This is a genomic window from Trichococcus flocculiformis, assembly GCF_900113645.1.
Classification (GTDB): Bacteria; Bacillota; Bacilli; order Lactobacillales; family Aerococcaceae; genus Trichococcus; species Trichococcus flocculiformis.
In genome coordinates, this window is the sequence record NZ_FOQC01000016.1 from 32,750 (window position 1) to 47,030 (window position 14,281).

Below are 14,281 nucleotides of genomic sequence, written 5' to 3' on the forward strand. Positions count from 1 at the left end.
CATTGAGTTGGTCGCTCTTGGTATGTTGTGGGGCTATTTTTTTGCGTTTTTTTCTAGCAAACGAATCAAAATTCTAAGATCTTCACTCGTTACCTGCTGAGCCATGCGATTATCAGGGAACTCATTTAAGCTTTCCTTGATGCGCATAATAGCTTCTTGCTCCTGTTTATTCATGGTCTAATCCCCCTTTCTCATCCTCTGTGAAGCATTTCCACACTGTCCGCATAGTCACGTACGTTAAAAATCCGACTAACCAGCCAGCTATGTAAGCCTGAGTTACTGGATCCATAATCTCACCACCTTTACTTGTGATAATCAAACGTTAATCTCCTTCTGCATCCATCAATTATTTAAAATTCCGTTGCCAGGGATTTTGCTTATTTCTCGATGGATTTCATAAAGTTGTCAATACTGGACTTCGAAAGCAACATTTTGCCGTCGATGTGAATCACAGGAAGGCCTTGAGCAATGAGTTTCTGCAAGGTCGCGTAAGAGCATCCAAGATATTTTTGAGATTCGGATTTATTCAAATACTGTTTGCGCTCAATAGGGTTGTTACGCACTTCATCAACGGCTTCTTTTGCCAGATCTTTAATCATGTTTTTAATTTCGGCTTTCGCCCCTTCTGAAAATTCAAATGATAAATTGCTGCTAGCCATCTCACCAGCCTCTCTTTCTTCTTATTTCGTCTTAACTTCTTCAAAAAAAAGAGTCGTAATTGTCTCTTGAGGGAAATAGGAAATAATATAATCAGCAAGGATAATTTTTTCAGTATCCTTAAAAGAAGTCTTTCCCCTTTCCTTAGCAGAATAGGCCTGTTTTGTGATCCCAAGTAACTCCGCAAAATCATCTTGCTTTTTACCAAGCATTACGCGCAATCCTTTTAATCGGCTGTACATGACAGCACCTCCGTTTCGTCTTAAATCGTCTTTCTATTTATAGAATAAACGTTTAAAATACATTAGTCAAGTTATTTTCTTCTTTTTTCGTCTTTCGTAATGTATAATGTATACCATAGGAGGTGAATTAATTGGATGTAGATAATAAGAAAGTTGGTTTTCGGATAAAATCTATACGTCAAAAACTCGGAAAAACCACAAAAGAATTTGGTAGTTTAGTTGATGGTGCCAGTGATAGTCTAGTATCTAGATGGGAAAGAGGCGTTAATCTTCCGAACGTCTTGCGCTTGACTATAATTGCGAGGTTAGGCGATATTTCGCTTACTGAACTTCTTTATGGTCCATTCGATGATTATGCTCGGAACTTTATCGAACGTTTAACATATGATCCGGAGTATGAATTTATGTATGGTCTTTCCGATGAAAACAGAAAAATGATAATCGACAAAACCATGAACCAAGTTAAAAAAAAGGGGCATGCGAAATATTTTTATGCTATCGGAGAAATAGATGCGGCTCGCAACAAAATAATTAGTGAATTTTCCGATACAGGTATGAGAAAAATAATGGGCACGGAATTCACGAATAAGGGTGCTTTAAATAATATCTCAATGGGTATTTCCGAATTGATGAGAGAATTAGAAGAATATCAGAACAACGGTGTGGACACCGATATCTACAGTGACATAGAAAATATCATTGAAATTGCTAACGATAGTTTGAACGCTCTATACGCGAAGTATAGGGATCGACTCAAAAAATAATATTACGCCGGATCCGTCCGGCACCTCTAAAGCCGTTGCCAGGGTAGAAAGAGGATATTATGCCAGCAATCAAACAATATTCAAAAAAAGACGGTTCCAAGGCCTACATGTATAGCCTATACGTCGGCACGGATCCGCTCACCGGAAAACCCAAAAGGACCACCCGGAGAGGTTTCAGCACAAAAAAAGAAGCCGCCCTTTCCCTCTCGCGTTTGCAGCTTGAGATAGAAAAGAACGGCTCCATAATTACCAGGCATGACACAACCTTATTTGAGGACGTGTATTTGTTGTGGTTAGATCAATACAAGGATAGCGTGAAGGAGAACACCTTCCGACAAACCAAATATGCTTTCCGTGATTATATTTTACCGCAACTAGGCGGGTACCGTATAGATAAAATAACGGTGCCCAGATGCCAAAAGGCCGTGAATACCTGGGCCGGCCAGATCGGCATGTTTAAGCTGATCAAAAATTATGCATCCACCATCTTCAAATATGCAATATCACTCGGGATCTGCAGCGATAACCCTATGGCCAAGATCCAAATTCCTGTAAAAAAGAAAATTGTAAGTAATGCAGCGGACAAGAAGATTGATTTCTATTCGCGGGAAGAGCTTGCTCACTTCCTGTATTGCGTGGAAAAGGAAGCGGAACTAAAGAAGCTCGCCTTCTTTCGGCTGCTTGCCTTTACCGGTGCCAGGAAGAGCGAAATTCTCGCCCTGAATTGGGAAGATGTGGACTTTTCATCCAAGCGGCTGAACATTTACAAAACGCTTGCTATCGGGGAAAAAGGGGTTATTGTGAATACTCCGAAAACCAAAACATCCAAGCGGATTATCAGTCTGGATGAGCGCACGCTCGATATCCTGAAGGCATGGCGCAAAGAACAAAGAAAGGTCTACTTCGCTTTCGGCTTCAACACCAGCCATAAGACACAACCGGTATTCACCAATCAGTACAATCGGCATATCCGGCCAAGTTCCGTTATTTACTGGATGCGGTCCATTGCCAAGAAGTACCAGGTGAGAGAAATCAAAATACATGAGTTCCGGCACACGCACTGCAGCTTATTGTTTGAATCCGGTGCAACTGTCCTGGAAGTGAAGGAACGGCTCGGCCATGCCAATATCGAGATTACCATGAATATTTACGCGCACGTCACCAAAAAGCAAGAAGAGGAAACGGCTGACCGGTTCGCTAAATTCATGAACATGTGAAAAAGCCTATTTTTGAATGGATTTCATAGGATATAAATCATTTGGTAGTCAAATTGGTAGTCAAAAAAATATCCTGTGATCAGCACCGCATCCAAAAGGCTGTAGTAACAAGCATTACAAGCATTACCCTTCACCATTTGAATACAACAACAAATTAGGCTAATCTCCCCGGAGAGCGGCATCAAGGAAACGGCAAAGCAATTTGCCGTTTTTTTTGTACAGGAAAAGCGGAACGGGTTCGTTCAGCCCTTCTTTAAGGAAACACTGTGACCTAATCGGTCAAGTACTCTGATGTCACAGTGCGACATCAGAGGGCCTCACTACGAGACCAGTTGGATGGCCTGATGACAGGACTAAGCGATTGAAATCGCAAGAGTCATGACAATTTAGGAAATCTGGCCTCGCAACGTTCCCTACAGTCACCTTGTACTGGGACTCTAAGGGATGAATCCCCAAGAGTTCCATGCAAATGAGCATCGCAGAGCGCAATTGCTGAGAGACTTCCGAAACAAAGGAATCAACGTGACCGTACCGGTCAGTTGTATCATGTTTCTAAGCCATCAAAGATGGCAAGAACCATGACAAGTCGAACAGTATGTCTTGGCTCGCAGAGACAAGAGGTTCCTTATTCTTTTTTCCGAAGGGCTAACCCGTGAAGCTAGCCAACGTTTTGGATGCTCAAAATATTTTTCAAGCCAAAAAGGACTGAACAGCAATCAATCTCGCTGTTCAGTCCTTTTTAGTTTGTATTGGGTTACACGTTTAGCGGTAGTGTTCCATGCAGGCCTGGTAGATCGGCAGCAGTTCACGGAAAGTATCCTCCAACACTGCCAGCGTACCTGCTTCCGTCGCTAAGCGCGGATCGGTTGGCGCCAACTTGCGGCCGATCAACAGCTCAGCTTTCTTCACATCCCGCAACCGGATCAGGATAGACTCCCAATTGACTGCCTCAATCGGAAGCACATCCGGCACGGTATGATCGACCGAAACGACGTAATCATGCGGCAATCTTTCCAGTTCCGGAATCCGTTCCAATAAAGCGGCCGCCATTTCTTTCTCTTTGACGGGTTGGTCGATCAGACAAAGGTAGAAGCTGACCCCTTCCTTCGCAATACCGATCTGGAAGTGCGGATATTTCTTGTAGCCCCTCGCATCCCCACCGATGGCGCACCAGGTATTCTCGGGCGCATGTTTTGTGCGGCGCAGATGCTTGGCGACATGTACAGGCACCGACTCGGGACCCGCTTCCGAAACGATGAGGTGGGCACCCGCTTCCGCAAAATGCCTGAACTTGGGCTGGATCCGGTCGCGGATGCCTGCCATCCTTTCATCGAGTCCCTGAATATCAAAAACGTTGAAGTCTGCCTTATCGAAATGATAACCTGCCAAATTGTGCACCTCTTTCTGATTTGCTTCCATCATTATAGAGAAAAAATCAGAAGCTGGACAATTTTTTGCTTACTGGTAGCCCACTGCGATCTCTTCGATCATCAAATGGATTGATTCTATCCCACCACCTGAAAGATACCACAAGTCGGAAGACAGGTTGATAATTTTATTGTTTTTGTAAGCATCCGTTTGATAAACGAAATCATTCTCCAACAACGCCGCATTTTCATCAGAGGCTGTCCCAAGAGCTGCCGTACGGTCGATGACAAACAAAATCTGCGGATTGATTTCCAACAACCCTTCGTACCCGACGGACTGCCCATGTGTGGAATCCTCAATCGCTGCATCGACAGGAGTGAAGCCCAGTGTCTCATAGATGAAGCCGAAACGCGAGCCTGTGCTGAAAGCGGACATGCTGCCGTCATTCAGGAGTAACGTCAATGTTTTCTCGCTGATTCCTGCTGTCTTCGCTTTGACGGACTCAATCTCCTCATTCAAAGTTACAATGGCTTCTTCAGCGGCTTCCTCTTCGTCAAAGATGACTCCTAAAGTTGTGATGTTTTTTTGCACAGATCCCCAATAGTCCGTGTAATCGACGCTGAGCACGACTACAGGGGCGATTTCCTCCAACTGTTCCGCGAAGTCCAACAAGCGGTTGGAAATGATGATGAGCTCCGGCGCCAAATTCGCCAATGCTTCCACATTCGGTTCCTTAAGTGTCCCTACATTCTCGAATTGATCTGCCTTATCCGCCAAATAAGCCGGCATGTTGCCTGTCGCAGTTCCTGTGACTGCATCTTGCTTGCCCAAGGCGATCAATGTGTCCAAATGGCCAAAATCCAAAACAGCTACATTTTCAGGATCTTTCGGTACTTCTACGGAGCCACGCGCATCCTCGATGGTCACTGTCGTTTCAGTTTCCGCATTCGAAGTCACTGTTGTTGAGTCTGCCGCATCGGCAGCCCCTTCTCGGGCGCCGCAAGCCGCCAAGGTAAAGATTGAAGCCAAACTGATGATTGTCTTTTGCCATTTTTTCATTTTCCATTCTCCTCTATGTTAAATTGCTTGATACGTGCAATGTTTTTTTCCATCTGCAGTCGTGATGACTTCCAATGGCACTTCATATAATTCCTGCAGAACTTGAGTCCGGATCACTTCCTCGACCGTGCCGCTCCGGAAGACTTTCCCATTTTTCATGGCGATGATGTTGTCCGAAAAAACGGAGGCGAAATTGACGTCGTGGATGACGACCAGAATGGTTTTACCCAATTCATCCGCCAAATTCCGGATGGTCTGCATCGTCACAATGCTCTGCTTCAAATCGAGATTGTTCAGCGGTTCATCCAATAAGATATACTCGGTATCCTGCACCAAGATCATCGCGATGGCCGCCCGCTGGAGTTGCCCCCCAGACAACGTATCCAAATAGCGGTTGGAGAATTCCACCAGGTTCAGATAACCCAAAACCTTGTCGATTATAGCATGATCTTCTTCATTCAGCCTGCCCTTCGTATAGGGGAACCTGCCGAACGAGACTAGTTCACGGACCGTCATACGCACTTGATAAGCATTCTGTTGTTTCAGGATCGAAAGCTCCCTCGCCAGTTCATCGGATTGCCAGGCCTCAATTTCTTTCCCGTGTATCGTCAATATGCCTTCGTCCTTTGTCAACAGACGGCTGATGACTGAAAGGAGCGTACTTTTGCCTGCCCCGTTTGGACCGATGAAAGCCGTTATTTTACCTCTCTCGATAGCCAAAGAGATATCATCCAATACTTTTTCATTCTCATAGGCTTTGCTAACATGACTGATTTTCATAACTTACTCCTTTCCTTCCATAATAACCAAAAGAAATAGATTCCCACGAACAGTTCGACCAGAATGCTTAAATTCGTCTGCAACTTGAAAACTTCTTCTGCCAGAAATTGTCCGGCCACGACCATCACAAAACTGAGTAGACTCGCACCAGGCAGCAGATAGTTCAGGCAATACGTCCTGAACAGACGATAAGCGATATTCGCCGCCACAAAACCGAGAAACATCATCGGCCCGACGAGCGCTGCAGAGACAGTCATCAACAGGATGACATGCATGAAGGTGAGCTTGGTCTCCTTTTCGACGGAGATCCCTAAATTTTTGGCCGTTTGTGTACCCAGTCCCATAACTTCCAACACCTTCCGCTTGCGCCACAGACTGATGATCGAAAACATGGCGATCGGAACAGCCAAAACAAGTACAGAATCATTGATGTTCTGAAAACTGGCATACAGCTTCGTCTGCAGTTTGTCGTACTCATTCGGATCCATCAGCACCTGCATGAAGGAACTGATACTGTTGAAAAAAGTCCCCATGACAAGCCCGATCATCAAAATGATTTGCATATCGTAATTTTTACGGTTCCACGAAAGCCGGTACAGCAAGAAATAACTGCCCAACATCAAGAATACCAGGAAAACGAACTGCCATTCCGCATTCAATTGGCTGCCCAGCAACGAGAAGCTGAAGAACATCAACACTGTCTGCAGAAGGCGGTAGAAGGATTCGACCCCTAGAATGCTAGGGGTCAAAAAGTTACTGTGCACAATCGTCTGAAAGCTGACTGTCGCAAAAGCAGTGCTGATACTGATGACCGCAAATGTCAAAAGTTTCGCGCTCCGCAACTTCATAATGAACAAATTACCGATACCCTGGTTCCAAAAAAAATAAACCAAAGCCACAGCCACTGCCATCACCGCCAGCCGCTTCATAATGATGCGATTTTTCAACACGTTTTTCATGCAGTCCGCCCTCCTTTCAGCAACAGCCACAAGAACAGGCCACCGCCGAAAACACCCAGTACCGTTTCTACCGGTATTTCGTATGGAGGGATAACCGCGCGCGAAAAGATATCGCACAGCAACAGGAAAACCGCTCCAAAAAGCGCAACCTTGCCGTGGGTATTGCGGATGTTGTCGCCGAAGCGCAATGATACAAGATTCGGGATGATGACTCCCAAAAACGGCAGATTTCCGACCGTACTCAAGATGACAGCAACCGTCAAGGATACGAATAGTGTCCCGATGAACAGGACCGCTTCAAAAGGCAAACCAAGATTTTTGGCCGCGTCTTTCCCAAAACGCGCAATCGTAAAATGGTCGGCAAAAAAATAAAGTGCCAAAAATAACAGGAAAATGAGATACATCCCCTCGTATTGTCCTTTGATGACCAATGAGAAATCTCCTTGCATCCAGGCCGAAAGATTTTGCGTGACGTTGAAGCGGAAGGCAAAAAAATTGGCGACCCCTCCCAAAATATTTCCGTACATCAACCCTAATAAAGGGATTGTCATCTGGCTCTTGAAAGGTAAGCGATTCACCACCACCAAAAAAAGGAAGGTTCCCGCTGCCGCAAAGAAGAAAGAGAGGGCCATCTTTCCCACAACCGATAAACCCGGAAAGAGAATCATGCCGCAGAGCATCCCAACTCTCGCTGCATCCACCGTTCCGACTGTATCAGGGGCAGCAAAACGGTTCTGTGTCAAGGATTGCATGATCAACCCGGATAAAGACAATCCCGCACCTGCCAAGAGAACCGTAACCGTCCTCGGCAGCCTTGACGACAATAGGATCAGACGATCCGTGTTACTCCCGACCAGAAACTGTTCAACCGAAAACGCAGCCGTTCCCACACTCAGGGAAAGCACGATTACTCCCGCCAATGCGAGAGTAAGCAGTAATTTCTTCAACATCTCTTCACCATCTTCCAAAAACAACTCCTTAATGAGAACGATTCTAATTGAGAATCATTCTCAATTAATGGTATAGATGTTATTCTAATGGATGAGGAAATAAAACACAATACCAAATATGAGATTTTCATGAAAAAAAGTAAGTTATTTTAAGGAAAGCGTCACCAATATCCAGAAAAATTGTAAAGACCGAAAAAGTAAGGGCGCGTCATCAATGACTGGCTTTTACTTTTTCGGTCTGTCTTCATTTTTTCAAGATGCCCAAAATGCCACGCGAAATGACGCGCCCGACTTCCCTGCCTACTTGGGACATCAAATTTTTTGTGAATCTGTCCATCGTGGAATCGCGGGAACTGCTCGTTCGTTTTTGTCGGGTTTGTTCTTTTTGTTTTTGGTGCTCTATTTCGAGTTGCTTCAACTGTTCGGCTTTTTCCCTGTCTCTCGCGGCAAGCTCTTCATTTTCCTCCAACTCAATCGCCTTGATTTCCGACAATCGTTGCAGTTGTTCGTAGGAGGATTCCCTGTCGATTGCCTCGCTGTATTTATAATACAGCAAGGAACGGTTGATTTTTTCTTCCTTTACGAGCGGATCCAGGATGCCCATTTTGCTCTCCGGAGGATAAATCATGACCTGCTGAACATAGCCGGGAATTCCTTCCGGATCAAGAAAGGAGACCAGCGCTTCACCGACTTTCAGTTCCGTCAATTTCTTTTCCAATTCCTCTCCTTCCTGTTGGCGGAAAGTTTCGGCAACAGCTTTGACGGTCTTTTGTTCCTTCGGCGTAAAGGCTCGCAAAGCATGCTGAATTTTGTTGCCCAATTGGCTCAAAATGGCATTCGGCAGGTCGGTGGGATTTTGCGTCACGAAATAAACACCGACTCCCTTGGAACGGATCAGCCGGACTATGAGTTCGATTTTTTCTTCCAACACATCCGGAACATCCTGGAAAAGGACATGCGCTTCATCAAAAAAGAAGACAATCTTTGGTTTTTCAAGGTCACCGACTTCCGGCAATTGCTCATACAGCTCCGAAAGAAACCATAGCAGGAAAGTCGAGTAGAGTTTAGGAGACATGAACAGGCGGTTCGCCATGAGAATGTTCACATAGCCGCGCCCAGCTGCATCTGTTTTCAATAAATCCTGGATATCGAACATCGGCTCCCCGAAGAAAAGGTCGCCTCCCTGTTCCTCAATAACTAATAGACCTCTTAAGATCGCACCGATCGATTGCTTGGAAATATTCCCGTATTCACGACGCAATTCTGTGGCGTTGTCTCCGACAAAATTCAACATCGCCCGCAAATCTTTGATGTCGATGAGCAAGAGTTGTTTTTCATCGGCTACTTTGAACGCAATGTTCAGGATACCTTCTTGTGTTTCATTGAGTCCCAGCAGACGCGACAACAAAATCGGCCCCATATCGGAAATGGTTGTCCGCACCGGTACACCGTTCGCTCCGAATATATCCAAGAGTTCAACAGGATATGCGCGCGGCTCAAAATCCTCCGGTTGCAGTTTCGCTGCTCGCTCTAGTATCTTTTCGCTCAACTCACCCGGTTCCGCAATGCTCGCCAGGTCCCCTTTGACGTCCGCGAGGAATACCGGAATACCAGCTTTGCTCAATTTTTCCGCTATCACTTTCAAAGTCACCGTCTTCCCTGTTCCGGTCGCTCCGGCTATCAAGCCGTGTCGATTCAACTTATCCAAATGGATGATGGCCGGTTTTTCCCCTTGTCCGATAACCAGTTCTTGGCGCATCCAAAATCCCTCCTTAGCCTGACATTTCATCCTTATTGTACAGTATTTTGAAAAACCCTTACAACAGTAAGCCCTTCCTTTTCTGAAGTAACAGCGCTCCAAAATTCTGCAGAAAGCAAAAACCACTCAGCCATTATCGGATGAGCGGTTCAATTTCGGACTATGCTCCGTTATTTTTCAGTAATTCGATGACCATTTCCGCTGATTTCTTTCCGGCTTCAACGATGAATTCGTCGAAACTCAGGGCTGCACCATCGCTTGCGCCGTCCGAAATGGCACGAATGATGGCGAAGGGGGTCCCCAGAACGTAGCAAGTCTGTGCTATCGATGCGCCCTCCATTTCGGTCGCATAGGCATCAGGGAAATGTTCCTTGATGCGGTTTGTGCCGCTTTCAGACGCAATGAAGGAATCACTTGAGACAATCGTTCCTTGGACAGCGTGCAAGCCGACTTTTTCAGCTGCCCGCGTAATCTTTTCAACGACTTTTTTATCAGCCGTATAATAATGCGGCATCTGTGGTACTTGTCCAACCGAATAACCGAAGGCGGTAGCGTCCACATCATGATAAGCAACCTTATCCGCTACGACGACATCGCCTACATGCAAAGCTGTGTTCAACCCACCGGCGGAACCGGTATTGATGACGAAGTCGGGACGGTAGCGATCGATGATAAAAGCGGTAGCTATAGCCGAATTGACTTTACCGATACCGGATTGCACCAGCACCACTTCCTGGTTTTCGATTTTCCCTCTTGTAAAAACAAGGTGGAAATGCGTTTCCTCTGTTTTTTCTGCCATATTTTCCAACAAAATACGGTTTTCTTCTTCCATTGCTCCAATAATTCCGATCATGAGTGTTTCCTTCCTTGTATCTGCATTGTTATGTTATAGGACAAAGGCTATCGCAAAAACCAAAATGATCAACAAGATGACGATCAGGATGGCTTTGTTCAGATAGCCGTCCAGCTTTCGGCCTCTTTCTTTGTCCGACAAACGCTCCACCTTTGTTGAGGCTGCCGGTTTGTCGGCCTTCCGGAACAGCTTCGCTTTTGGCTTGGCGGTTTTGGCTTTATTGCCGTTTTCCGAACGTTTCTTTTCAGCCGGAATACTGCTTTTCTCGCCCGCAGAAGCAGTTGATTGCTTGTTGTTTTTTTCCGTTGCCGGAGTGTGTTTCTTTTCGTCGGTCACCAGCGGTTTAGTCTGGTCCCTTTTATACTGACGATAGCGTTCCCTGGTGATCAGCGGTTTCTTTGGTTCTGGCATGCTATTCCTCTATTCTTTCCCGCAAAAGACGCATTTCCCAAAACAGCATGGCATAGATTGTTTTCGAATCGCAGATTTCTCCGGATTCCTGCAAAGCTTTCGCTTCATCGTAGGTCAATTCCAATATTTCGATGAATTCATCTTCGTCCATAGGCAAAGAATTTTCGACTTTCGTCAAGCCTTCCGCCAAATAGATTGTGATTTTTTCATCCAAATAAGCCGGTGTCGGGTAAAAAACCGTCAATTCAGACCATTTTTCTGCGCGATAATCGGTCTCTTCCTCCAGCTCACGGATCGCTGCCAGCAAAGGTTCCGCATCGGAAGTCTCCAATTTGCCTGCCGGTATTTCGACAACGGTCCGATCCAACGGTTTCCGGAACTGTCTGACCATGACCATTTTCCCGTCGGAAGTAAATGGTATCATCGCTACCGCACCCGGATGTCTGATCATCTCTCTGACTGAAGTTTTTCCGTTCGGCAGCAGCACTTCTTCCCTAACTAAATGCAACAAGACACCGTCGAATATTTTTTCGCTTTTCAATGTTTTTTCTTCAAATTCCATTTCTGTACCTCCCAATCCACTTTCCTCATCATCTAATATCATAACCTATCTTTTCCGCCATTTACAAGAGCCGCGAGAAATTCAGGCTAAATGGGCAGCGGATACGAAAATCATCCTTTCGCCCGATAGGTGCTCAATAGACTTTTATGCTAGAATAATAGCATAAGCACAGACAAAGTGAACAGCACGTTATCAAAGGAGGAAAAATTTATGTGGAGCAACATCAAAGATATACTGAAATATACGTTTTCCAGCGTAGTCTGCCTGATTGCATTAGTGATTTTCTTTTTCATCTTCGGATTCGATTTCTGGACGTCGATCGCGATGACCATCGGCTTGGGCGTTTGCTTGTATTACGTCCAAAACGGCGGAAGGATGCAATGGTCGCCTAAGGCAAAAAAACAACGAGGCACACTCGGAAAAGTGAGCGCCGACAAAGAAGCCTTCTACCAATCCAAAGGGATGACCAAGGAACAGATTGCCTATTTCCGCAGCACGATGGATCAAGCCAAAACAACAATTCAAGAAATCGAATTCAACCTGCAGCAGCGCTCAAAATTAAAAGCTATCGCGGCACGCAACGATACGATGGACATACTGAAGGATTTCTTCAAAAATATCGTCAATCAACCGAATCGTCTTCATGAGGTTGATAAATTCCTGTATACACATCTTCCCAGCCTGAAAGAGCTGACAGAAAAATACATCGCAATCGATGGCCACGTTTCCAAGACAAAAGAAACCTATACAGCCTTGGACAACTGCGCCAGAACAATCGATGATATGAGCCGGCTTATCGGCGAAGATTACGTTCACTTCATGTCCAACGATATCGAAGATATGGATATCGAGTTGGAACTTGCAAAGCAAGTTTTGAAAAGGGATAATGAAGGAAAAAGCAATGCAAATGCTTTGGACGAAGAAATATAGGGGGAATACTGATGGACCAATTTGATGCTACCGGACAAAATAAACAAACTGACAGCAAAAATGTCAATCAAGAATTGGAAGATTTGCTGGCCAATCCTTTTTCGGATCCATTTGCGCAACCAGCAGTTGTTGCTGATGCAATCGAAGCCACAGCCGAGGTGATCAATCCGGATCGCCTGATCGATCGCTTACCGGAAGAACGGCAAAAACAGGCGTTGGCGTTAGCCGGCCAAATCGATGAGAACAACATGCAAGCCATCATCAGTTATGGCGCTGCAGCCCAAAAACAATTGGGTGAATTTTCCCATTCGATGCTGGACCATGTTCAGAACCAGGACACCGGCGAAATCGGCGACTCCTTGAACGATCTGATGTATCGTTTGAATGAGGCCAAACCGGAAGACCTCCGGGCAGAAGACAACAATGTCTTCCGCAAGATCTTCGGCAAGGTAAAACAATCCGCTTACGAAATGACCGCAAAATACCAAAAGATCGGTGCCCAAATCGATAAGATCGCGATCAAACTGGATAAAGAAAAAAATAGCTTGCTCAATGACAACATCACGTTGGAGCAGCTATATCAAAAAAATAAGGATTATTTTGAAGCCTTGAATATCTATATCGCGGCCGGTGAGGTGAAAATGGAGGATCTTCAGAAAAACGCAATCCCGAAAGCGATCCAGACTGCTGAGGCTTCCCAAAGCCAAATGGATGTGCAGATCGTCAACGACCTGAAACAGTTCCTTGACCGACTTGAAAAACGTACCCATGACTTGCGTTTGACCAGACAAATGACGATCCAGCAAGCGCCACAGATCCGTTTGATCCAAAACACCAATCAAGCGTTGGCTGAGAAAATCCAGTCCTCGATCCACACTGCCATCCCGTTATGGAAAAACCAAGTGGCCATCGCCCTTACGCTGCTGCGCCAAAAGGATGCCGTAACGGCGCAAAGGCAAGTATCGCAGACCACGAATGATCTGATGCGCAAGAATTCCGAAATGCTGAAAATATCAGCCATCGAAACTGCCAAAGAAAATGAACGGGGTGTGATCGATATCGAAACGCTCAAACAGACACAGCAGGATCTGATCGAAACTTTGGAAGAGACGCTGAAAATCCAGCAAGAAGGTCGGATCAAACGCAAAGAGGCTGAAAAAGAACTCTCTATGATGGAGGACGATTTGAAAGTTAAACTGTTGAATATCCACCAACAGGAACAACAACTCCACTGAAAATTTAAGCATCGAATTTCCTCGATGCTTTTCTATATAGGTTGAATTAAATACTTTACATCCGCACGCACAGTCGGTCAATCACCTCAAGGGGACGCCCGTTCACATCGGCTAAGAAACCGCGGACCGCCTGTTTGATTTTCTGGACGTGGTCAAAAAAAACATTGTTGATGACCGATTCCTTGAGCCACTTCCATACGCCTTCCATTAGGTTCAACTGAGGGCTGTAGGGAGGGAGGAAGATGAGTGCCAGGCGCCCAGCGTTTTCTTTAAGAAAAGGCTGGATCAGCTTGGCGTGGTGGATACGGGCATTATCCAATACCATCATGATTTTTCGAGGCTGCTGAAAAAGTCGCTTAGAGAATGTAAAAAGCATCAACAAAAATCATTTCACCATTTCTCGCTTGCTATATTTCCGCAAAAAAGGGAGCCTTTAGGCCCCTTTTTTCTCTATTTCTCTGATTATTTTTCTCATATTTGCGATAAATACGGTCGATGCACTTTGTATAGTCATACCAAATAAACCGTTACTCAT

At 45.4% G+C, this 14,281-nt stretch carries 16 protein-coding genes and 1 pseudogene; 4 read left to right on the plus strand and 13 right to left on the minus strand.

Going from position 1 to position 14,281, the window contains the following annotated elements:
• Positions 1–33: 33 nt before the first annotated feature.
• The 3 genes from BMZ71_RS14845 to BMZ71_RS07525 form a co-directional block, all read right to left on the minus strand.
• Positions 34–174 (minus strand): hypothetical protein, encoded by a 141-nt coding sequence (locus tag BMZ71_RS14845; protein ID WP_177187537.1) that lies wholly within the window; start codon positions 172–174, stop codon positions 34–36.
• 203 nt (positions 175–377) lie between these two features.
• On the minus strand, positions 378–659 hold the full coding sequence (locus BMZ71_RS07520) for a helix-turn-helix domain-containing protein (protein WP_086988533.1): 282 nt from the start codon (positions 657–659) through the stop codon (positions 378–380).
• Between the two features lie 21 nt (positions 660–680).
• On the minus strand, positions 681–899 hold the full coding sequence (locus BMZ71_RS07525) for a helix-turn-helix transcriptional regulator (RefSeq protein ID WP_143071405.1): 219 nt from the start codon (positions 897–899) through the stop codon (positions 681–683).
• A 131-nt stretch (positions 900–1,030) separates the two neighbouring features.
• Between BMZ71_RS07525 and BMZ71_RS07530 the strand changes: the two genes are divergently transcribed.
• Entirely contained in the window at positions 1,031–1,663 is a 633-nt protein-coding gene (locus BMZ71_RS07530) for a helix-turn-helix domain-containing protein (RefSeq protein WP_086988532.1), read from the plus strand.
• Between the two features lie 59 nt (positions 1,664–1,722).
• Positions 1,723–2,880, plus strand: a complete 1,158-nt coding sequence (locus BMZ71_RS07535; RefSeq protein ID WP_086988531.1) for a site-specific integrase — start codon at positions 1,723–1,725, stop codon at positions 2,878–2,880.
• A 762-nt stretch (positions 2,881–3,642) separates the two neighbouring features.
• Here BMZ71_RS07535 and BMZ71_RS07540 read toward each other — a convergent pair.
• From BMZ71_RS07540 to BMZ71_RS07580, 9 genes are all read right to left on the minus strand, one after another.
• Positions 3,643–4,269 (minus strand): DUF1054 family protein, encoded by a 627-nt coding sequence (locus BMZ71_RS07540; protein ID WP_177187538.1) that lies wholly within the window; start codon positions 4,267–4,269, stop codon positions 3,643–3,645.
• Positions 4,270–4,338: 69 nt separating this feature from the next.
• Positions 4,339–5,307: a siderophore ABC transporter substrate-binding protein gene (locus BMZ71_RS07545; protein ID WP_086988529.1), complete on the minus strand. Its 969-nt coding sequence runs from the start codon at positions 5,305–5,307 to the stop codon at positions 4,339–4,341.
• An 18-nt stretch (positions 5,308–5,325) separates the two neighbouring features.
• The gene (locus tag BMZ71_RS07550) at positions 5,326–6,087 is read right to left on the minus strand and encodes an iron ABC transporter ATP-binding protein (RefSeq protein ID WP_086988528.1); all 762 of its coding nucleotides are present in this window, start codon (positions 6,085–6,087) and stop codon (positions 5,326–5,328) included.
• Positions 6,084–7,046, minus strand: a complete 963-nt coding sequence (locus BMZ71_RS07555; protein WP_086988527.1) for an iron chelate uptake ABC transporter family permease subunit — start codon at positions 7,044–7,046, stop codon at positions 6,084–6,086. The genes BMZ71_RS07550 and BMZ71_RS07555 overlap by 4 nt, the downstream gene beginning before the upstream one ends.
• Positions 7,043–8,014: an ABC transporter permease gene (locus BMZ71_RS07560; protein WP_086988526.1), complete on the minus strand. Its 972-nt coding sequence runs from the start codon at positions 8,012–8,014 to the stop codon at positions 7,043–7,045. Before BMZ71_RS07560 ends, BMZ71_RS07555 begins: the two co-directional genes overlap by 4 nt.
• A gap of 226 nt (positions 8,015–8,240) precedes the next feature.
• Positions 8,241–9,755, minus strand: coding sequence for a helicase HerA-like domain-containing protein (locus BMZ71_RS07565; protein ID WP_086988525.1), 1,515 nt, complete (start codon positions 9,753–9,755; stop codon positions 8,241–8,243).
• A 160-nt stretch (positions 9,756–9,915) separates the two neighbouring features.
• Entirely contained in the window at positions 9,916–10,608 is a 693-nt protein-coding gene (locus BMZ71_RS07570) for a 5'-methylthioadenosine/adenosylhomocysteine nucleosidase (RefSeq protein ID WP_086988524.1), read from the minus strand.
• A gap of 33 nt (positions 10,609–10,641) precedes the next feature.
• A complete protein-coding gene (locus BMZ71_RS07575) occupies positions 10,642–11,019 on the minus strand; it encodes a hypothetical protein (RefSeq protein ID WP_086988523.1) in 378 nt (125 codons plus the stop codon).
• 1 nt (position 11,020) lies between these two features.
• Positions 11,021–11,581 (minus strand): NUDIX domain-containing protein, encoded by a 561-nt coding sequence (locus BMZ71_RS07580; protein ID WP_086988522.1) that lies wholly within the window; start codon positions 11,579–11,581, stop codon positions 11,021–11,023.
• 210 nt (positions 11,582–11,791) lie between these two features.
• Here BMZ71_RS07580 and BMZ71_RS07585 point away from each other — a divergent pair, with 210 nt between their 5' ends.
• Both BMZ71_RS07585 and BMZ71_RS07590 read left to right on the plus strand, forming a co-directional pair.
• Positions 11,792–12,511 (plus strand): 5-bromo-4-chloroindolyl phosphate hydrolysis family protein, encoded by a 720-nt coding sequence (locus BMZ71_RS07585; protein ID WP_086988521.1) that lies wholly within the window; start codon positions 11,792–11,794, stop codon positions 12,509–12,511.
• An 11-nt stretch (positions 12,512–12,522) separates the two neighbouring features.
• The gene (locus BMZ71_RS07590) at positions 12,523–13,746 is read left to right on the plus strand and encodes a toxic anion resistance protein (RefSeq protein WP_086988520.1); all 1,224 of its coding nucleotides are present in this window, start codon (positions 12,523–12,525) and stop codon (positions 13,744–13,746) included.
• A gap of 55 nt (positions 13,747–13,801) precedes the next feature.
• Here the strand turns inward: BMZ71_RS07590 and BMZ71_RS07595 are convergent.
• Positions 13,802–14,080, minus strand: a pseudogene (locus tag BMZ71_RS07595) (transposase); the annotation flags it as partial.
• Between the last annotated feature and the right edge of the window lie 201 nt (positions 14,081–14,281).